Raw genomic sequence first — 19,232 nt, 5'->3', positions numbered from 1 at the left:
ATCCGCATCGCGGCTTCCGACATGGCGGTTGGCCTGCTGTGCGCGGTCTGCTTTTGATTGGGTTGTGGTTTTTGAACGCTGGCGCTAAGCCTGAATTTGTATTGTTCTTGCGTCACCTTTTCGCCCTTACGGCGAGTTACTGTTGGCATACGTCTGCTACGCGCGTCCCCCAAGCTAACCAAAAAGACTTGCCCCTCCATTGGGCCTCGCTTTGCTCGGCTTCCCGCATTTCATCGTTGCTCCGTGGGCACGTCGCGATGGGCCGTCCTTGGCCCAACGCAACTCTCGCCGCATCCCTGCGGCTCGACCCACTGCGCAACGATTGCATTTGGCCGGCTGGAATGGGGCGGTTGGCGGTGTCTGGGCTGGATAGGATCGGCTGGGGATTGTTGGTGTTTGGGCTTTTGGTGATCGGCTTTGGATGTTGGGGCTGGTTGCTTGATGGTGGGCTTGTTTATCAATCTGGCGTTGATGGTGTTGCGTACATTGCCTGACGGATTGCGTTGCTTTGCGCCGCTATCCATCCTCCGGTTATGTGTGAGTCTCGGGACACCGTTTCGTCGGAGGATGGAATCCGCATAGTGGCTTCCGTCATGGCGGGGTTTACTTTGCGCCGACGGCTGAGGTGCCAACGCCGCGGGGGTCGCTGGCGGCTTCTACGCGGTGGTCGGTTTTGTTCCAGTAGAGCACTTGTTGGTTGCCGTATTGGCGGGTGAGGGCTTTGAGTTGGTAGCCGCGAGCTTGCAGGGCACTGATTTGCGCGGGGCTGAATGTGCTCGGTTCGTGTTCGATCACGTCCGGCAGGTATTGGTGGTGATAGCGCGCCACGCTGGGCCAGCGTTCGATGGGTTGGCCGTCCAGGTATTGCAGCACCGAGAGCAGCACCATGCTCGGGATTCGGCTGCCGCCCGGGGTGCCGAAGCTGGCGAATTCGCCGGGGCTTTCGATGAAGGTCGGGCTCATGCTCGACAGAGGGCGCTTGCCGGCGGCGATGGCGTTGGCGCTGCTGCCTGTTAAGCCGTAGGCGTTTGAGCCTTGAACGTCGGCGGCGAAGTCGTCCATTTCATCATTGAGCAAGACGCCGCTGCCTTTGGGCGTGAATGCGGCGCCGAAGGGCAGGTTGATCGAGAGCGTGGCGGCCACTGCATTGCCTTCGGCATCGAGTACCGAGAAGTGGGTGGTGTGGTTGCCTTCATGCAGTTTGCCAGCAGGCGGCAGGCTTGAGCTTGGGGTGGCGCGCTTGGGGTCTATGCCTTGTGTCAGCGTATGCAGATACGCAGGGTCGAGCAGTTCGCGAACCGGATTTTTGATGAAGTCCGGATCGCCGAGCAAGCTACGATCGTGATACGCGCGGCGAAGCGCCTCGACTACAAAATGCGTGCGCTGCACCGGATCGGCTTCGCGCCAAGGCAGCTGTTGGAGCATGCCCAGGCTTTGGGCGATGGCAATGCCGCCGGCTGACGGCGGTGGCGCGCTGATCAGGTGACGGCCATCGTTGAGGATCACGTGGATCGGTTGGCGCTCGACGATTTTGTAGTTGGCCAGGTCGCCCAGCGTCCAGATGCCGCCAGCGTTGCGCACGCCATTGACCAGCAGTTGCGCGGTTTCGCCGGAATAGAACCCGCCTTTGCCGTCGCGCGCCAATCGCTCAAGTGTCAGCGCCAGGTCGGGTTGGCGCAGCAGTCCCAGTTGCGGCGGCAGGTTGCCTCTGTCGAGGAAGATACGCGCCGTTTCGGGGTCATCGCGCATGGCCGCAAGGCGCCATCCGGCCCGCTCAAGGTACACGCGGTCGTAGGACACGCCATCACGCGCCAGACGAATAGCTGGGGCCAGTGAATCGCGCAGCGGCAGGCGGCCGTATTTTTCGGCCAGGTGCACCAGTGCGGCCGGCAACCCCGGAATTGCGGCAGCCAGCGCGCCATTCAATGAGAGTTCAGGCTGCACTTTACCGTCGTGCCGATACAGGTCGATATTCGCTGCCATGGGCGCGCGTTCGCGTGCATCGATAAACCGGTAATCGGGCTTGTCGCCCGCTTTGCGTAGCAGGTAGAAACCGCCACCGCCCAAACCTGAACTGTACGGCTCGGCCACTGCCAGCGCGGCGCTGATGGCGACGGCGGCGTCAAAGGCGTTGCCGCCCAGGGCCAGGGTTTCTTCGCCGGCGACTGTGGCCGCTGGATGAGCGCTGGCTATTGCCGCACGACCGGGTTGCTCGGCTGCCGAGAGGCAGGCAGCAGCGAAAAGCAGCAGGGCGGGTAGCAGGCGTTGCAGATTCATGGTCTTCATCCGGGGGCGGCGCGCTCCGTTTCAGACTAGGCCAAAGCCTGATCTCGGGTGGGGTTTAGTCAGGATAAACCATCCACTTGTTGGGCTTTGATCGCCGCAGGCGAAGTCGACTCGCTTTAGCGGTCAGGCTTTGCCAGTGATGATCAGGTACTTTTCCATCAACTCATCTTTGCTCTCGACATTGTTCTCGTCGAGCGGGATGCAGTCTACCGGGCACACTTGCTGGCACTGCGGCTCATCGTAATGGCCGACGCATTCGGTGCACAGGTTGGGGTCAATGACATAAATCTCTTCGCCTTGAGAGATTGCAGCATTGGGACACTCAGGTTCGCAGACGTCGCAGTTGATGCAGTCGTCAGTGATAATCAGGGACATGCAGTTAACACTCCTGCCGGGACGATCCGTCGCGGCACAATCAAGCCAGTATCGGTGAATTGTGCCGGATTGTTGCGCACAGTGCCATGCGCACCGCAGCACTTGGCGCGTGATGCGCCAAGACTGGGGGGACGTGCGCTGCTTATTGCTTGAAGCGTTCGGTCAGCGCAGCTGCCACGGCCGGGTGCACAAACTTGGAAATATCGCCGCCCAAGGCTGCAATCTCACGCACCAGCGTTGAGGAGATAAACGAGTATTTTTCCGACGGTGTGAGGAACAGGCTCTCGACGTTCGGTGCCAGCTGGCGGTTCATGTTGGCCAGTTGGAACTCGTATTCGAAGTCCGACACCGCACGCAAACCGCGCAAAAATACATTGGCACCCTGTTCTTTGGCGAAGTGGGCCAGCAACGATGAGAAGCCTACGACTTCAACATTGGGCAAATGGCTGGTGACTTCCTTCGCCAACGCGACGCGTTGCTCCAGAGGGAACAGTGGGTTCTTCTTGGGGCTTGCAGCGACCGCGATAATCACGCTGTCGAACAGGCGAGACGCGCGCTCAACCAGATCACCATGGCCCTTGGTGATAGGGTCGAACGTGCCTGGGTATAGCACTCGATTCATCGTGACGTCCTGGCGGTGTCCGTTTGGGACTCGGATGTTAGCGCAGCAGTAAGCAGCGGCCAAGTCGGACGGCAGTCAGCGGGTAAATTGACTGCCGCCTGCTTGAGTGGAATCAGGCCGTTTTCAGACGCTGAGCCAGCAGTGTAGAGAGTTTGGCGGTGAGCCCGTATACCGAAAGTTGTGGGTTGGCGCCAATGCTGGTGGGAAATAGCGAGCCGTCGTGAATCGACAGGTTAGTCAGCTGATGATGGCGGCCCAGACTGTCAGTGACGGCTTGTTTCGGGTCTTCGCCCATGGCGCAGCCACCCATGACGTGAGCAGAACCCAGCTTCGCCCGGTAAATTTCCATGCTCAGGCCGTCAATCATGCTCTTAGCTTCGGCCATGGTTTTTACGTGGCGGGCGTCGATGTGCGCCGGCATCACGCTTTGTGCGCCAGCCGCAAATTGAATTTCGGCCATGGCTTCATACGCGCGGCGAATTCCGTCAAAGGTGTATTCGGTCATGCGGTAGTCAACGGTCGGGCTGCCGTCGTCGCGCAACTCGACCGTGCCTTCGGCGCTCTGCGGATGGAAACCGTCGCGCATCAGCGCCAGCATCAGGTTGGTGTGCGGCAAGCTTTCCATGCGCACGGCGCTTTCAGTGCCGAAGCCACCCAGCAGCGTCGCGGTGAGCGCCGGTTGCATGGGCGGTACTTCCAGTTTGTACGACTGCTGGCCAGCGGCGCCGTCATTCCACTGGAAGTGATCGGAATAGATGGATTGAGGCGCGCCATAAAACGGATTGATCACCCGGTCAAACAGCGCTGCCGAGAAATTCACCACATGCAGAAAGGTGCGCTTGCCGAGGCGGGAGTGCGGGTCTGGAGCCTTGGAGCGCAGTAGCAACCCCGGCGTGTTGATACCGCCGCCGGCAAGAATGTAATGCTTGGCCTTGACCCGAATTTTGCGGCCATTGGGCGCTACGCAGCGTTCATCCATGCCCACGCATTCGATGCCGGAAACCGCATCACCGTCGAAGGTCAGGCGTTCGGCACGGGCCAGGTAGAGCAATTCGCCGCCGTTTTTGAGCATGCCCGGAATGGTGGTGACCAGCATCGACTGCTTGGCATTGGTCGGGCAGCCCATGCCGCAATAACCGAGGTTCCAGCAACCGCGCACGTTTCGCGGGATGACTTTCCAGTGGTAATCGAGTTTGTCGCAACCAAGGCGAATCACATCATTGTTGGCGTTCGGCGGGACGGCCCACGGCGCAACGCCAAGGCGCTGTTCCATCTGCTCGAACCAAGGCGCCATTTCGGCTTCGCTGTGGCCTTTGACGTCGTGCTCCTTGGCCCAGTGTTCGAGGGTTGGCGTCGGCGTGCGGAAGCTTGAAGTCCAGTTGACCAGCGTCGTGCCGCCCACAGCCCGGCCTTGCATGATGATGACTGCGCCGTCTTTACTCATGCGCCCGACACCTTCCTGATACAAGGTGCTGTAAGCCTCGGGCTCGCTCATTTTGAAATCGCTGCTGGTTTTCAGCGGGCCTTCTTCGATCAGCAGCACCTTGTAGCCGGCTGCGCTGAGGATTTCGGCGCTGGTGCCGCCGCCTGCACCGGAGCCAACAATGGCAATGTCGGCCTCAAGGGTCAGGTCTTTTTCCAGGCGCGAACCGTCGTAGGTTTTCCAGCCGCTGGCGAGGCCCTCGGCAAAAATATCTGGCACAGGCATTAGAGACAGCTCTCCGCAAATTCTTATGTTTTTTAGTGTGCGTGTTTCGGCGGTTATACGGTGGGTGGGCCCGGATAGCCGCAATGGGCCCAGGACTCTTTGCGCCCATACCAGCTCATTTGTACCAGTTGCACCAATGAGCCATAACCCATGTTGAGCATGGCCAGGCTGCTGTTCTGCCAACGCAGCAGGAACGCGTTTACGTCCTCAATCGAGGCATTTTGCCAGCTGCCCCAGATACCGGTCAGCGGGCCGCGGGTAATGCCCATGCTCAACAGGTCGAACAGTTGCAGGGTCATTTTCAGCAGTTCGGGAGACAGATGAGCGAGGGAGGTGTCAATGCTGCTCAGTGTGCCCTTGATCGCCGCAGGCATTTTTTCTGGTGCTACAGCGCCGGCAAGAATCGCCGGAATAACCGCGCTGAGCATGGGCAGGTCGGTGTCGCGCAAAGCTTGCATGCCCGTGCCCGGCTTACTGGCGGAGCAGCCGCTGAGCGTTGCGGTGACGCCGGCCGTGGCCAGAAAGGCTGAGCCCATCACGCCGACTTTAAGCAGGTTACGTCGAGAAAGATCAGGCAGGGTGTTCGAGGTGTCTGTCATTTTTATTAGCACCGTAGCAGTCGCTTGGCCCGCCCCGGCATGTTGGCCGGGGCGGGTTTTTACGTTTAACGAACGAACATTTTGTGGATGAGTTTCTGCACGGCGGTGCCGTATGGCGGGTAGATGAACTTGGCCGCGTTGAAGCGCTGCTTGATAAACACACCCTTGGCCTTACTGAAGGTCAGGAAGCCTTCGTGAGCATGGTAATGGCCCATGCCGGAAGGGCCGATGCCGCCGAACGGCATATCATCTTGCGCCACGTGCAGCAGCGTGTCGTTGATGCAGGCGCCGCCAGAGTGAGTTTGCTCGAGCACACGCTCCTGCTCCGACTTGTCGTAGCCGAAGTAATACAGCGCCAGCGGACGCGGACGTTCATTGATGTATTTGAACGCATCTTCGAGGCGATCGTACGGCACGATAGGCAGCAGCGGGCCGAAGATTTCGTCCTGCATGACCTTCATTTCATCGTTGACATTGAGCAGCACAGTGGCCGGCATCCGGCGGCCCTGGCCTTCCGGATACAGCGGAATAACCTTGGCGCCTTTGCTTTCTGCGTCGGTCACGTAGCCATTCAGACGCTGCAACTGGCGCTCGTTGATGATCGCGGTGTAGTCGGGGTTGTCCTTGAGGTTCGGGTAGAACTTCTGCACCACGGCGCGATAGGCCTCGACGAAGCCATCGACACGATCCTTGGGCACTAACACATAGTCTGGTGCCACGCAGGTCTGGCCGGCGTTTACGGTTTTACCGAAGGCAATTCGCTCGGCCGCGTCGCTCAGCGGAACATCGGCAGAAACGATTGCAGGCGACTTGCCGCCCAGCTCAAGGGTTACCGGAGTCAGGTTTTCAGCGGCTGCGCGCATCACGTGTTTGCCGATGCTGGTGGCGCCGGTGAACAGCAAATGATCGAACGGCAGCTTGGAGAAAGCCATGCCGACTTCGGCCTCGCCCAATGCCACGCTGACCAGATCTTCAGGGAAAATACGCGCGAGCAGGTCTTTGACCAACTGCGACGTGGCCGGAGTCGATTCGCTCATTTTGATCATGACCCGGTTACCGGCTGACAGCGCGCCAACCAGCGGGCCAATTGCCAGAAACAGCGGATAGTTCCACGGCACGATCACGCCGACCACGCCCAATGGCTGATAAACCACCTTGGCTGAGGCGGGCATGAAATGCATCCCGACGCTGCGCTTGGACGGCTTCATCCACTTCTTGATGCGCTTGGTGGCGTAGGTGATGCCATGCAGGCTTGGCATGATCTCGGCCAGCATGGTCTCGCTCGTTGAGCGGTTGCTGAAGTCGGTGCTGATCGCCGCACAAAGGGCGTCCTGCTCATCGAGGATCAATTGCTTGAGAGCGCCAAGCCATTGAATACGCTGCTCGGCAGATGGCATGGGCAGGCCGTTGAAGGCCTGCCGCTGTTGCGCAAAGGTGACTTCAAGCTGGTTTATCTGTTCTTGGCTTTGTTGGATATAAGCGACATCGGCAACCATTGACTCATCCTCGGTGAGCGGTGAAGAGCGGCATGCACTTGGCAGTCGATCTTCGGAAAGGGCTTGATGATTTTTTAGAGCAATTACTCTAAAGTGTCAATGGGCGGGCTTTTTTCTGTGACCGGATGGTTAAGCGCTATGGCCTGCCATGAGTCTGATTTATGGGCACCGCACTAGCCCGAGCCGGTTATCTGCGTGTATTTTCCCCGGCCCGGAATTCTTCCCGTCTGTGTTTTTTGTATCTGGACTGATCAGCGTATGGCGCCTCAAGTAAAAACCCGCGAACGGATCATTCAAGCCAGCCTTGAGCTGTTCAACACCCAGGGCGAGCGTAATGTCACCACCAACCATATCGCCGCGCATATGGGGATTTCGCCGGGCAATCTGTATTACCACTTTCGTAACAAGCAGGCGGTAATTGCCGAGTTGATGCAGCGTTATGAGGCGCAGGTCGACCAGTTTTTGCGGCTGCCTGAAGAGCGTCCGGTGGTTATCGAGGATAAGGCCGTTTATATGGAGCGCCTGCTGGCGGCCATGTGGCAGTTCCGTTTCTTGCACCGTGATCTCGAACACTTGCTGGAAAGTGACGCACAACTGGCTGAGCGTTATCAGGTATTTGCCAAACGTTGCCTGCACCATGCCATGCAGATTTTTCAGGGCTTTGTGGATGCCGGGATTCTGTTGATGACTCCCCTGCAAATCGAGGCGCTGACCCTCAACAGCTGGATTGTGCTGACCTCGTGGGTGCGCTTTTTGTGCACAGCCATGAAGCCAACCACTGAGCTTGATGAGCAGTTGCTGCGGCGTGGTGTGTTTCAGGTGATGGCGTTAGAGGATGGCTACGTTGCGCCGCAATGGCAGGAAGCGGCGCGAGAGATTTACGACAGTTTGTACGTTCAGCTGGATCTGCACAGTCATCCAGTCGCCTGAACCCAGGGCTCAGGCGGTGCGTTGTTTGATTAACTGATACTGCGTCTGGCCGTCATCCCAGCCTGCTTCCCACGCGGCCAGAACAACTTCCTCCGTCGGTATCTGGGCAGGATTGCGCCGGCATGCAAGCCCGGCCATGTAGCCCTGTTGGTAAGCCTTATTGAGGCTTTCCAGGCTCCAGTCCTGCGTGTTTTTTGAATGGTTGTCTGATGACATGAGGCTGCTCTTGGTGTGCTTCTGCAGAGCATGCTAGCGGTGATTTCGCCCCGTAACTGCACGCACTTGTGCAATTGTGATGGGCACCACTGTTTCGACAAATTTCAGCGATATGCGGAGTTATCCACAGGACAAATGGTCATGCGCGTTGTCGTTGTAACGGCCCGCCGAAATGCTTGAATCAGTTGTCAGATCAAGCATTCCGGCAGGGTTGGGCATGGCGGGCCTGTTAGTTGTCAGACGCGAGGATGCTGGCCTGATAAGCGGCAACGAAGGTGTCGAAGTCTTCTTCGTCCTGCGCCTCGATAGCGGCTTGTTCCTCAAGTGAGCGGGTAGCTGACGCTTCCATCTCACTCAACTGCTCGGCGCTCAGTGGCTGGCTGCGGAAGTATTCAGCGTGCAGTTTGCTTTGGCGCAGGGCGAACTGGGTGAAGCTTTCGCCTTTCTGCAATTGCGCCAGAACCTGAGCCGATGGCGTCAGGCTGACGTCGTCAACTTTTGCTTGCTGCGCTTGCAGTGCCGTCACATGCGCGGTGCCGCCGTGGCTGCGGTCGAGCAGCTCGGCACTTTGCTGGATCTTGCCAAGCAATTCACTGGCCCATGCCTGCAAGGTGATCGGGCCGTCGATACGCTGCAGATGCAGGTTCGGGCGGCGACCTTCCTTGACCACCTTAAGGAAGTTTTCGGTGCTGGCATGGCACTCGCCACGCTCAAGCTGCGGGCTGTCTTGCAGGGCGCAGAACAACAGGAAGGCGTCGAGGAAACGCGACTCGGTCAGGTCGATGCCCAAAGGCAGCATCGGGTTGATGTCCAGGCAGCGCACTTCGATGTACTGCACACCGCGCGAATTAAGGGCCTGAATTGGCCGCTCGCCCGAATCGGTCACGCGCTTGGGGCGAATGCTTGAGTAGTACTCGTTTTCGATTTGCAGGATATTGCTGTTCAGTTGCAGCCATTCACCGTCCTTGCGTGTGCCGATTTCGACATACGGCGGATACGGCGTGCCGACGGCCTGGCGCAAGCTGTCGATGTAGCTGGCAAGGTCGTTGTAGCAAGGCGTCAGTTCGGATTGCGCGCTGCTCTGGTAGCCCAGATCGCTCATCCGCAGGCTGGTCGCGTAGGGCAAATACAGCGTGTTTTCGTCGAGCATCTGCAATTTGTGCGGGCGCCCGCGCATAAAGCCAACGTCGAGCGCCGGCGAGGCGCCGAACAAATACATCAGCAGCCAACTGTAGCGGCGGAAGTTGCGGATCATCGCAATGTAGCTGGCCGACTGGTAGTCGAGCGCGCTTTGCTGATCGCCTTCTTCAGCCTGCAGCAACTTCCACAGCGCATCGGGCAACGAGAAGTTGTAGTGAATGCCGGCAATGCATTGCATGGTCTTGCCATAACGCAGGGCCAGACCGTTGCGATACACAAACTTGAGCTTGCCGATATTGGAGTCGCCGTAGCGGGCGATTGGAATCTGCTCCTCGTCCGGCAACGCGCAGGGCATCGACGGGCTCCACAGGTATTCGTCCGCCAGTTTGCTGTAGACGAAACGGTGGGTCAGCTCGAGGTTTTCCAAAGTTTGCGCCGGATCGGCCAGCGCCGGAGTGATGAACTCCAGCAGCGACTCTGAATAGTCGGTGGTGATCTGTGCATTGGTTAGCGCCGAGCCTAGCGCGCGCGGATGCGGCGTCAGGGCCAACTGGCCATCGCTGTCTACTCGCAAGCATTCGCGCTCGATGCCATGCAGGCACTGAGTAAGCAGTGAAAGGTTGGCTGGCTGGCCAAGCAGTGCCATGCGGCTGGTTAGCTGTTCGCTCAAGGTAAAATTCCTTCACGCATCGTTCGCCCCTATATGGGGGTGGACATCAGGGTCTGCAAGGGGCGAGTAGCCGTCAATGGCCATTTGGTTGGAAAGCATATGCGACACCTGCGGCATTACTGGCTTTGACGCCTTGTGGGTCGCGTTATTTGTTTCGGTTCCAGCGTGTTTTAACCGAGTTTAGCTCAGCAAACTTATACGCAGGCGAAAGTCCCTTGTGCCTTGGCGACAAGATTTTCGCCCTGCATTACATCGGCCTCCACGACCAAAGTCCGGCGTCCGGCATGCAGCACCTTGGCCGTGCAGATCACCTCACCTTCGGCCACGGCGCGAATGTAATTGATCTTGCATTCAATGGTGACGCTTTGGTTATCGAAGCCATGCGAGCTGGAGCACGCCAGCCCCATGGCAATGTCGACCAGCGAGAACAACGCGCCGCCGTGAAGTTTCTGATGGCGGTTGCGCAGCTCGTCGGTGAGGGCGAGACGCACGCGCGCCTCGCCATTTTCGATGTGCAGCGGCTCGATTCCCAGATGCCGGCTGTAAGCGCTCGCGGCAAACGCGGCATCCAGGCTCATTTCTTTTTCAACTGCTTGGCATTGGCGAACAACGAAGCCATGGCGTTGTTGCTCGGCGCGGCTGCTGGCTGGTGCGTCTTGGCCGCAGCAGGGCGTTGGCCATTGCCACGGTTGCCGCCACCGCGTGGGCCTTCAACTTTCTCGCCGGGCGTGTCGCTCATGCGCATGGTCAGGGCAATGCGGTTACGCGGGATATCCACTTCCATCACTTTGACCTTGACCACTTCGCCGGCTTTGACCGCTTCGTGCGGGTCCTTGATGAACTTCTCGGACAGCGCGGAGATATGCACCAGACCGTCCTGATGCACGCCGATATCCACGAACGCGCCGAAGTTGGTCACGTTGGTGACCACGCCTTCAAGAATCATCCCCAGCTCGAGGTCTTTGAGGGTTTCAACGCCTTCCTGGAATTCAGCCGTCTTGAACTCCGGACGCGGGTCGCGGCCAGGCTTTTCAAGCTCCTGGAGGATGTCGCTGATGGTCAGCAGGCCGAATTTCTCGTCGGTGAACTGCTTGGGATCGAGGCGCTTGAGGAAGCTGGCATCGCCGATCAACGAGCGAATATCGCGCTGAGTGTCCTGCGCAATACGTTTAACCAGTGGATAAGTCTCGGGGTGAACGGCCGAGGCATCCAGCGGATTGTCACCGTTCATCACGCGCAGGAAGCCTGCGGCTTGCTCGAAGGTTTTCTCGCCCAGACGCGAAACCTTCTTCAGCTCGTCGCGGGTCTTGAAGGCGCCGTTGGCATCACGGTGGGTAACGATGTTTTGCGCCAGTGTGCTGTTCAGGCCGGAAATACGCGCGAGCAGGGCGCTGGATGCAGTGTTCACGTCAACGCCAACGGCGTTTACGCAATCCTCAACGACAGCGTCGAGGCTGCGCGCCAGTTTCAGCTGTGAAACGTCGTGCTGGTATTGGCCGACACCGATTGATTTCGGGTCGATCTTAACCAGTTCTGCCAGTGGATCTTGCAGGCGGCGTGCGATAGACACCGCGCCACGCAGCGATACATCGAGGTCCGGAAATTCCTTGGCGGCCAGTTCCGAGGCCGAGTACACAGAGGCGCCGGCTTCGGAGACCATGATTTTGGTCATCTTCAGGGCTGGGTATTTTTTGATCAGCTCGATGGCCAGTTTGTCGGTCTCGCGGCTGGCAGTACCGTTGCCGATGGCGATGAGGTCAACCGAGTGCTTGGCGCACAGGGCGGCCAACACAGCGATGGTCTGATCCCACTGATTTTTCGGGGCGTGCGGGTACACGGTCGCGGTGTCGAGCACTTTGCCGGTGGCATCGACCACGGCCACTTTGCAGCCGGTGCGCAGGCCCGGGTCGAGACCAAGTGTGGCTCGTGGCCCAGCCGGTGCGGCAAGCAGCAGGTCATTGAGGTTGCGGGCAAATACCGAAATAGCTTCGTCTTCGGCTTTTTCACGCAACTCGCTGAACAGGTCAGTTTCGAGGTGGGTGTAAAGTTTGACCTTCCAGGTCCAGCGCACCACTTCGGCCAGCCATTTGTCGGCGGCGCGGCCCTGATTGGAGATGCCGAAACGTTCGGCAATCATTACTTCGCAAGGGTGCATGGTGCCGAGCGCTTCTTCGCCAACCTTGAGGCTGCAGCTGAGAATGCCTTCGTTGCGGCCACGGAAAATCGCCAGTGCGCGGTGCGACGGGGCGCCTTTGAATTTCTCGTCGTGTTCGAAGTAGTCACGGAACTTGGCGCCTTCGGCTTCTTTACCCGCGACAACGCGGGCGCTTAGCGTTGCGTGATCGGTCATGAAGCTGCGCAGGCTGCTGAGCAGGGTGGCGTCTTCGGCAAAGCGCTCCATGAGAATGTACTTGGCGCCTTCGAGCACAGCCTTGGTGTCGGCGAAGCCCTTTTCGCTGTCGATAAAGCGTGCAGCTTCGGTTTCAGGGGCCAGTGTCGGGTCGTTGAACAAAGCGTCTGCCAGCTCTCCAAGGCCTGCTTCCAGAGCGATTTGGCCCTTGGTGCGGCGCTTTTGCTTGTACGGCAGGTAAAGGTCTTCGAGGCGGGTCTTGGTGTCGGCGAGATTAATTTCGCGGGCCAGTTCCGGGGTCAGCTTGCCTTGCTCTTCAATGCTCGCAAGGATGCTGGCGCGGCGGTCGTCGAGTTCGCGCATGTAGCGCAGGCGCTCTTCGAGCTGGCGCAGTTGGGTATCATCAAGGTTGCCGGTGACTTCTTTACGGTAACGTGCGATGAACGGCACGGTAGAGCCTTCATCCAACAGGGCGACAGTTGCGGCAACCTGCTGCGGGCGCACGCCCAGTTCTTCGGCGATGCGGTTGTTGATGCTATCCATATTAAAAATCTACCCACACTAAAACGAAAAACCGGCCACGCTTTCTACGGGCCAGACACATAAGCCGGGCATTATAAACACCGTCATGCAGCCCACTGGGAACCGTTCGAGGAAAAATCTGCTAACAATGCCTAATAGGTTAGGGGCCGCGGCTAGGCCATAATGACCGATTCGAGCCCACAAAGTGCCCTGAGCCTCTGTGGAATCAATACCGAGGAGCTACTTAATGAGCAGCAATGCACTCCCTGTGGAAGGCGAGAAGATTCTTATAGTCGATGACGATGCACGTCTGCGTCGCTTGCTTGAGCGTTTCTTTGAAGAGCAGGGCTTTCGCGTTCGTGCTGTCGAGAATGTTGAGCAAATGGATCGCTTGCTTGCGCGTGAACTGTTTAGTCTGGTCGTGCTCGACCTGATGTTGCCGGGTGAGGATGGTTTGTCTGCCTGCCGCCGGCTGCGAGAGTCGAATAACCAGGTACCGATCATCATGCTCACCGCCAAAGGCGATGAAGCCAGCCGTATTCAGGGGCTTGAGATCGGCGCAGATGATTATCTGGCCAAGCCCTTCAACCCGCGTGAATTGATGGCGCGGATCAAAGCTGTATTGCGTCGTCAGGCACCCGTCGTGCCCGGCGCGCCTGGCAGCGAAGAACAAAGCGTGAGTTTTGGCGAGTACGAATTGTCGCTGGCCACTCGCGAACTGAAGAAAGGCGGTGAGGTGCACATGCTCACCACCGGTGAATTTGCTGTACTCAAGGCACTGGTGCAGCACGCACGTGAGCCGCTGACGCGTGACAAACTGATGAATCTGGCGCGTGGCCGTGAGTGGGATGCACTTGAGCGTTCGATTGACGTGCAGATTTCGCGTCTGCGTCGCCTGATCGAGCCGGACCCTTCCAAGCCGCGCTACATCCAGACCGTCTGGGGTGTGGGCTATGTGTTTGTGCCCGACGGCAACAAATAAGCCTAATGTAGGTGGGGCGCGTCTTTGGGCGCGCCCATGAGCTTGCCGAGCCACGCACGGCCCCAACCTGCCTGATCAATACTGTAGTTATTAATGAAAACGCCGGCCTGGTTCCCTCAAAGCTTCTTTAGCCGCACCCTTTTGCTGGTGCTGGTTGTCGTGCTGTTTTCCAAAGCACTGACGCTGGTTTATCTGATGATGCACGAGGACATGCTGGTTGACCGCCAGTACAGCCACGGTGCAGCACTGACCCTGCGCGCGTATTGGGCCGCACGCCCCGAAGACCGCGAGATAATTGCCAAGGCCGCCGACCTCAAGCGGGTGCCGCGTTCGACAGTGCCCTCCAGCGAAGAACACTGGCCCTACAGTGAGATATTCCAACGGCAGATGCAGACCGAGCTAGGCCCGGAAACCGAGGTGCGTGTACGCGCCAAGAGCCCGCCAGCGCTGTGGGTGCATGCGCCTACACTCGGTGAAGACTGGATTCGTGTGCCGCTGTATCCGCATCCGCTGCGCAGTCAGCAGATCTGGAGCGTGCTGGGCTGGTTTCTGGGTATTGGTCTGCTTTCGACCGCAGCGGCCTGGATTTTTGTGCGCCAACTTAATGCGCCATTAAAACGCCTGGTATTTGCTGCTCGGCAGATCGGTGAAGGGCGCAGCGTGCGCTTGCCGATAAGCGATACGCCGAATGAGATGACCGAAGTTTATCGCGCATTCAATCAGATGGCCGAAGATGTCGAGCAGGCCGCCCGCGAACGCGAATTGATGTTGGCCGGTGTCTCCCATGACCTGCGCACACCGCTCACGCGCTTGCGTCTGGCCCTGGAATTGCTCAACGATGATGCCGAACTGACCGACGACATGGTCCGCGATATAGAGGACATGGACGACATTCTCGATCAGTTCCTAGCGTTTATCCGTGATGGCCGTGATGAGCCGCAAGAAGAAATCGATTTGCCGGATCTGGTGCGCGAAGTGGTGGCGCCGTATAACCAGAAGCAAGAGGTTGTGCGCCTGTGCCTGGAGCCTGTGCCGCAAGTATTGCTGCGCCGCGTGTCGATAAAGCGGTTGCTGGTGAACCTGATCGAGAACGGGCTGCGTTACGGCGGGGATGCGGTCGAGGTTGCTGCCTACGTAACAGGTGACAGCCATTCGCCATATATCGTGCTTAGCGTGCTTGATCGTGGCGTCGGCATCGACCCGACCGAGCTTGCCAGCATCACCAACCCCTTCACCCGTGGCGACCGCGCACGCGGAGGCAAAGGCGCAGGGCTTGGGCTGGCGATCGTAACCCGCATCGCCGCCTTGCATGGCGGCAGTATCGAGTTACGCAATCGTTCCGGCGGCGGCCTGGAGGCGCGGGTTTGCTTACCGCTAGGCCTGTTGCTGCCGCGTAACGCGGTTTAATCAGACCGTACGTTATCGAGTCGGATTACGTCTGGGGATTCGGAGGATGTGGAGGATGGATAGCCCCGCCGGGGCAATCCGTCATAGCGATCTACGCAACGCCAAATAACCAACCGCGAACGATTTACGCCGTTCCCCAATCAACCGCCAAACGTGTGTACCTTTGAGGCCGTCATGACGGATTAACCTACGGTTTATCCATCCTCCATTTTATCGCAAGGTTTTGATTGGTTTATCGGCAGCGAAACGGTATCGAGCCGAATTACGTCCGGGGGATGGGGAGGATGGATAGCCCCGCCGGGGCAATCCGTCATAGCGATCTGCGCAACGCCAAATACCCATCGCGGACTATTTACGCCGTTTACCAATCAACCGCCAAACGTGTGTATCAATGAGGCCGGCATGACGGATTAACCTACGGTTTATCCATCCTCCATTTCATCGCAAGGTTTTGATTGGTATATCGGCATCGAAACGGTGTCGAGTCGAATTACGTCCCGGGGATTCGGAGGATGGATAGCCCCACCGGGGGCAATCCGTCATAGCGATCTGCGCAACGGCAAATACCCATCGCGAACGATTTACGCCGTGTACAAAACAACGGCCAAATCGTGTGTATCAATGAGGCCGTCATGACGGATTAACCTGCGGTTTATCCATCCTCCATGGATTAGCCACAGGGTTTTGATTGGTTTGTTTGCCGCGACGCGGCGTTGCCCCGAATCACGCCCGGGGCAACGCCAAACAACCCCAATTCACCCATCCACAATACACACACATGCTCGCCCGTTTGGCTTAACCCTTGCCGCGTGTGCGGGTGAGGTTGGGGCCGCCGTTTTTTTCCAAATACTGGATGATGATGCTCGCGACATCCTTGTTGGTCGTGGTTTCGATGCCCTCAAGGCCGGGCGATGAATTGACTTCCATCACCAGTGGGCCGTGGTTGGAGCGCAACAGGTCGACACCCGCCACATGCAGGCCCATGACCTTGGCCGCACGAATGGCGGTCATGCGTTCTTCCGGGGTGATCTTGATCAGGCTGGCAGAGCCGCCGCGGTGCAGGTTTGAGCGGAATTCGCCCGGCTTGGCCTGACGTTTCATGGCGGCAATCACTTTCTCGCCGACGACGAAGCAGCGAATGTCTGCACCACCGGCTTCCTTGATGTATTCCTGCACCATGATGTCCTGCTTGAGGCTCATGAATGCTTCGATCACGGACTCGGCAGCCTTCTCCGTTTCGCACAGCACCACGCCGATGCCTTGAGTGCCTTCGAGCACTTTGATCACCAGCGGCGCGCCATTGACCATCTGGATCAGGTCGGGAATGTCATCCGGCGAGTGGGCAAAGCCGGTCACTGGCAGGCCGATGCCACGGCGTGACAGCAGTTGCAGCGAGCGCAATTTGTCGCGCGAGCGGGCGATGGCGACCGACTCGTTGAGCGGGAACACGCCCATCATTTCAAATTGGCGCAAAACGGCGCAGCCATAGAATGTCACCGAGGCGCCAATCCGCGGGATCACCGCATCAAAGCCTTCCAGCGGACGACCCCGGTAGTGGATTTGCGGCTTGTGGCTGGCGATGTTCATGTAAGCACGCAAGGTGTCGATGACCACCATCTCGTGACCGCGCTCGGTGCCCGCTTCTACCAGGCGACGAGTTGAATACAGGCGCGGATTGCGCGACAGCACAGCGATTTTCATTGAGCACCAGAGGGCGAGGGAAGCGAAGGTTTGTTTTGCACGTAAGTCAGTGCGGGGTTTACTACAAGTTGGCCGGCAATCAGCGCTTTAGAGCCGAGCAGCACGCGATAGCGCATGGTTTTGCGGCAAGCCAGGGTGAATTCTACCGGCCACTGACGGTCGCCGAGTACAAGATTCGTGCGAATCACATACCGGCTTTGCGCCTGACCATTGGAACTCTTGATACGCTTGACCGAAACCACTGGCGCCTCGCAGCGGTGGCGGCTTTGTACCAGCGTGCCTAGGTGCGCAGTAAAGCGTATCCACTGCGCCCCGTCACGTTGAAATGGCTGAATATCGCTGGCATGCAAGGTCGATGTGCTCGCACCGGTATCGATTTTCGCGCGCAGACCAACCATGCCAAGCTCTGGCAGGTTGATCCATTCGCGTAATCCGATCACGCTGAGCTGGTCAAATGTCTTCAAAAGGGTCTGGCCTGGGGTAATTTTGCGGCATTCTAAGGGCGGTTCATGACAACTGCATAAGTATCTGTGCAGTTTCAGCCGGGACCGCTGTCCGGAGTGGCAACGGCACGCGCTATAAATCAGTTTCAATCACTCAAGAGTAGGCAATGAGCGAGAAAGACGACAGCAAAGTACGTTTGGATAAATGGCTATGGGCTGCGCGCTTCTTCAAAACCCGTGCGCTGGCCAAAGCGGCTATCGAGGGCGGCAAGGTGCATTGCCGGGGTGAGCGCTGCAAACCCAGCAAAGAGCCGAAAGTGGGCGATGAATTGGTCATCCGCAGCGGTGACGATGAGCGCACCGTGCAGGTTCTGCTGCTCTCGGGTGTTCGCCGTGGCGCACCAGAGGCACAAACTCTTTATCAGGAAACCGCCGAGAGCGTGGCCAAGCGCGAATTGGCCGTGGCCCAGCGCAAGGCCGGGGCACTTGGCATGCAAACCGATGGGCGTCCGACCAAGAAGCAACGCCGGCAAATTCATCAATTCCGCACCCATCAGGACGATTGATCGACCAGCGGAAAATCCTTTAAAAACCGGCAACTAGACACCGATAGGCGTTTATATAACGGGCCGATAGATAAGAGGCGCTTGGTCAGACAGGCATTTGCGCCTAAAATCGCTGGCCCGGTTACCCCAGTGAATTAGGCATGTCTGACTTTACCCAACGCTTTCTGTTTGATGACTCCGATGTTCGCGGAGAACTGGTCAGCTTGAATGACAGCTACCAGCATGTGCTCGCTAAGCACGCTTACCCCCAGCCCGTCGCTCAGCTTCTGGGCGAAATGATGGCGGCTGCCTCGCTGCTGATCGGCACGCTCAAGTTTGATGGCCTGCTGATTCTGCAAGCGCGCTCGAGTGGTGCGCTGCCGTTGCTGATGGTTGAGTGCTCAAGTGCCGGCGAACTTCGTGGCATCGCGCGCTATCACGAAGAGCAGATCGCGGCCGATGCGGGTTTGCCAGAGCTGATGCCTGATGGCGTGCTGGCCATGACGATTGATCCAACCAATGGCCAGCGTTATCAGGGCATTGTCGATTTGGACGGTCAGACCCTCGCCGACTGCCTGACCAACTACTTTGCCACCTCCGAACAATTACCGACGCGTTTCTGGCTGTGTGCCGATGGAACTCGCGCGCGCGGCCTGCTGTTGCAGCAGTTGCCGGCCGATCGTATTCCTGACGAAGAAGAGCGTCAGGCCAGCTGGGAGCATGTCATCACATTGGCCAGCACCCTGAAGACCGAAGAGCTGCTGGGGCTGGATAACGAGACGCTGCTGCACCGGCTCTATCATGAAGATGCCCTGCGCCTGTTTGATCCGCGCGCGCTGGTATTTCGTTGCAGCTGCTCGCGTGAGCGCTCGGCGAATGCCCTGATCAGCCTGGGCCAGGAAGATGCCGAGAAGCTTTTGCAGGAGCATGGCGGTGAGGTCGTGATCGACTGCCAGTTCTGTAACCAGCGCTATGGTTTCGATGCTGCCGACGTGCAGCAGCTGTTTGCCGGTGGCGGCAGTCAGGCGCCTTCAGCCACGCATCATTAAGGTGTTTGGCTAGGTGGAGCTGCTAGGTAAAGCCGCCGCCAATTGCAGTGTTGGTGGCCTTATTAGCAGCAAAAACCGATAAAACGGTCGTTAATCGCCAGAATCCATCGATCAGAGGCTGCACTTCTGACATATGTTTCTGGCATAATTCGGCACCTTTTTATGTGTAGTAGTGCTCGTTAAGCTACTAC

18 protein-coding genes are annotated in these 19,232 nt (G+C 58.3%); 5 read left to right on the top strand and 13 right to left on the bottom strand.

What is annotated here, in order from left to right; all coding sequences use genetic code 11:
• The 7 genes from BM395_RS23475 to BM395_RS21885 form a co-directional block, all read right to left on the bottom strand.
• A partial coding sequence (locus BM395_RS23475; protein WP_212633039.1) for a hypothetical protein occupies positions 1-200 on the bottom strand: 200 nt, incomplete at its 3' end.
• Between the two features lie 403 nt (positions 201-603).
• Positions 604-2,277: a gamma-glutamyltransferase gene (ggt, locus tag BM395_RS21910; protein WP_244529028.1), complete on the bottom strand. Its 1,674-nt coding sequence runs from the start codon at positions 2,275-2,277 to the stop codon at positions 604-606.
• A 132-nt stretch (positions 2,278-2,409) separates the two neighbouring features.
• On the bottom strand, positions 2,410-2,661 hold the full coding sequence (locus BM395_RS21905) for a YfhL family 4Fe-4S dicluster ferredoxin (protein WP_090515678.1): 252 nt from the start codon (positions 2,659-2,661) through the stop codon (positions 2,410-2,412).
• A gap of 142 nt (positions 2,662-2,803) precedes the next feature.
• Complete coding sequence (gene coaD, locus BM395_RS21900) at positions 2,804-3,283, bottom strand: pantetheine-phosphate adenylyltransferase (RefSeq protein ID WP_069902318.1); 480 nt, start codon at positions 3,281-3,283, stop codon at positions 2,804-2,806.
• Between the two features lie 112 nt (positions 3,284-3,395).
• On the bottom strand, positions 3,396-4,991 hold the full coding sequence (locus BM395_RS21895; protein WP_090515677.1) for a GMC family oxidoreductase: 1,596 nt from the start codon (positions 4,989-4,991) through the stop codon (positions 3,396-3,398).
• Between the two features lie 53 nt (positions 4,992-5,044).
• Positions 5,045-5,590, bottom strand: a complete 546-nt coding sequence (locus BM395_RS21890) for a twin-arginine translocation pathway signal protein (protein ID WP_090515675.1) — start codon at positions 5,588-5,590, stop codon at positions 5,045-5,047.
• A gap of 65 nt (positions 5,591-5,655) precedes the next feature.
• Positions 5,656-7,086: a coniferyl aldehyde dehydrogenase gene (locus tag BM395_RS21885; protein ID WP_069902321.1), complete on the bottom strand. Its 1,431-nt coding sequence runs from the start codon at positions 7,084-7,086 to the stop codon at positions 5,656-5,658.
• 258 nt (positions 7,087-7,344) lie between these two features.
• Between BM395_RS21885 and BM395_RS21880 the strand changes: the two genes are divergently transcribed.
• Complete coding sequence (locus BM395_RS21880) at positions 7,345-8,016, top strand: TetR/AcrR family transcriptional regulator (RefSeq protein WP_090515673.1); 672 nt, start codon at positions 7,345-7,347, stop codon at positions 8,014-8,016.
• Positions 8,017-8,025: 9 nt separating this feature from the next.
• Here BM395_RS21880 and rmf read toward each other — a convergent pair whose 3' ends face one another.
• The 4 genes from rmf to BM395_RS21860 form a co-directional block, all read right to left on the bottom strand.
• On the bottom strand, positions 8,026-8,232 hold the full coding sequence (gene rmf / locus BM395_RS21875) for a ribosome modulation factor (RefSeq protein ID WP_069902323.1): 207 nt from the start codon (positions 8,230-8,232) through the stop codon (positions 8,026-8,028).
• A gap of 229 nt (positions 8,233-8,461) precedes the next feature.
• Positions 8,462-10,018 (bottom strand): glutamate--cysteine ligase, encoded by a 1,557-nt coding sequence (gene gshA, locus BM395_RS21870; protein ID WP_425287664.1) that lies wholly within the window; start codon positions 10,016-10,018, stop codon positions 8,462-8,464.
• A 218-nt stretch (positions 10,019-10,236) separates the two neighbouring features.
• Positions 10,237-10,620 carry a PaaI family thioesterase gene (locus BM395_RS21865; protein ID WP_069902325.1) on the bottom strand — a complete coding sequence of 128 codons (384 nt, stop codon included), beginning with the start codon at positions 10,618-10,620 and terminating at the stop codon, positions 10,237-10,239.
• Positions 10,617-12,935, bottom strand: a complete 2,319-nt coding sequence (locus BM395_RS21860; protein WP_069902326.1) for a Tex family protein — start codon at positions 12,933-12,935, stop codon at positions 10,617-10,619. The genes BM395_RS21865 and BM395_RS21860 overlap by 4 nt, the downstream gene beginning before the upstream one ends.
• 226 nt (positions 12,936-13,161) lie before the next feature.
• Between BM395_RS21860 and ompR the strand changes: the two genes are divergently transcribed.
• Both ompR and BM395_RS21850 read left to right on the top strand, forming a co-directional pair.
• Positions 13,162-13,896 carry an osmolarity response regulator transcription factor OmpR gene (gene ompR / locus BM395_RS21855; protein WP_069902327.1) on the top strand — a complete coding sequence of 245 codons (735 nt, stop codon included), beginning with the start codon at positions 13,162-13,164 and terminating at the stop codon, positions 13,894-13,896.
• Between the two features lie 93 nt (positions 13,897-13,989).
• Positions 13,990-15,303 (top strand): ATP-binding protein, encoded by a 1,314-nt coding sequence (locus tag BM395_RS21850; RefSeq protein WP_069902328.1) that lies wholly within the window; start codon positions 13,990-13,992, stop codon positions 15,301-15,303.
• Positions 15,304-16,098: 795 nt separating this feature from the next.
• Here the strand turns inward: BM395_RS21850 and rimK are convergent.
• Together rimK and rimB are read right to left on the bottom strand one after the other, a co-directional pair.
• Positions 16,099-17,004 carry a 30S ribosomal protein S6--L-glutamate ligase gene (rimK, locus tag BM395_RS21845; protein WP_069902329.1) on the bottom strand — a complete coding sequence of 302 codons (906 nt, stop codon included), beginning with the start codon at positions 17,002-17,004 and terminating at the stop codon, positions 16,099-16,101.
• Complete coding sequence (gene rimB, locus BM395_RS21840; RefSeq protein ID WP_069902330.1) at positions 17,001-17,468, bottom strand: retropepsin-like aspartic endopeptidase RimB; 468 nt, start codon at positions 17,466-17,468, stop codon at positions 17,001-17,003. Before rimB ends, rimK begins: the two co-directional genes overlap by 4 nt.
• 146 nt (positions 17,469-17,614) lie before the next feature.
• Here rimB and BM395_RS21835 point away from each other — a divergent pair, with 146 nt between their 5' ends.
• Complete coding sequence (locus BM395_RS21835; protein ID WP_090515668.1) at positions 17,615-18,013, top strand: RNA-binding S4 domain-containing protein; 399 nt, start codon at positions 17,615-17,617, stop codon at positions 18,011-18,013.
• A gap of 140 nt (positions 18,014-18,153) precedes the next feature.
• Positions 18,154-19,041: an Hsp33 family molecular chaperone HslO gene (hslO, locus tag BM395_RS21830; RefSeq protein ID WP_069902332.1), complete on the top strand. Its 888-nt coding sequence runs from the start codon at positions 18,154-18,156 to the stop codon at positions 19,039-19,041.
• Positions 19,042-19,232: the final 191 nt, after the last annotated feature.

This window comes from Pseudomonas marincola, from assembly GCF_900116605.1.
Taxonomy (GTDB): Bacteria; Pseudomonadota; Gammaproteobacteria; order Pseudomonadales; family Pseudomonadaceae; genus Aquipseudomonas; species Aquipseudomonas marincola.
This window is presented reverse-complemented; position numbering and strand designations above follow the sequence as displayed.

Bases quoted from the DNA above. Each gene is read 5' to 3' on its own strand.
- ompR (WP_069902327.1), top strand. From the start codon at position 13,162: ATGAGCAGCAATGCACTCCCTGTGGAAGGCGAGAAGATTCTTATAGTC.
- BM395_RS21860 (WP_069902326.1), bottom strand. From the start codon at position 12,935: ATGGATAGCATCAACAACCGCATCGCCGAAGAACTGGGCGTGCGCCCG.
- BM395_RS21865 (WP_069902325.1), bottom strand. From the start codon at position 10,620: ATGAGCCTGGATGCCGCGTTTGCCGCGAGCGCTTACAGCCGGCATCTG.
- ggt (WP_244529028.1), bottom strand. From the start codon at position 2,277: ATGAATCTGCAACGCCTGCTACCCGCCCTGCTGCTTTTCGCTGCTGCC.
- BM395_RS21850 (WP_069902328.1), top strand. From the start codon at position 13,990: ATGAAAACGCCGGCCTGGTTCCCTCAAAGCTTCTTTAGCCGCACCCTT.
- BM395_RS21895 (WP_090515677.1), bottom strand. From the start codon at position 4,991: ATGCCTGTGCCAGATATTTTTGCCGAGGGCCTCGCCAGCGGCTGGAAA.
- BM395_RS21890 (WP_090515675.1), bottom strand. From the start codon at position 5,590: ATGACAGACACCTCGAACACCCTGCCTGATCTTTCTCGACGTAACCTG.
- rmf (WP_069902323.1), bottom strand. From the start codon at position 8,232: ATGTCATCAGACAACCATTCAAAAAACACGCAGGACTGGAGCCTGGAA.
- gshA (WP_425287664.1), bottom strand. From the start codon at position 10,018: ATGGCACTGCTTGGCCAGCCAGCCAACCTTTCACTGCTTACTCAGTGC.
- BM395_RS21885 (WP_069902321.1), bottom strand. From the start codon at position 7,086: ATGGTTGCCGATGTCGCTTATATCCAACAAAGCCAAGAACAGATAAAC.
- coaD (WP_069902318.1), bottom strand. From the start codon at position 3,283: ATGAATCGAGTGCTATACCCAGGCACGTTCGACCCTATCACCAAGGGC.
- hslO (WP_069902332.1), top strand. From the start codon at position 18,154: ATGTCTGACTTTACCCAACGCTTTCTGTTTGATGACTCCGATGTTCGC.
- BM395_RS21835 (WP_090515668.1), top strand. From the start codon at position 17,615: ATGAGCGAGAAAGACGACAGCAAAGTACGTTTGGATAAATGGCTATGG.
- BM395_RS21880 (WP_090515673.1), top strand. From the start codon at position 7,345: ATGGCGCCTCAAGTAAAAACCCGCGAACGGATCATTCAAGCCAGCCTT.
- rimK (WP_069902329.1), bottom strand. From the start codon at position 17,004: ATGAAAATCGCTGTGCTGTCGCGCAATCCGCGCCTGTATTCAACTCGT.
- BM395_RS21905 (WP_090515678.1), bottom strand. From the start codon at position 2,661: ATGTCCCTGATTATCACTGACGACTGCATCAACTGCGACGTCTGCGAA.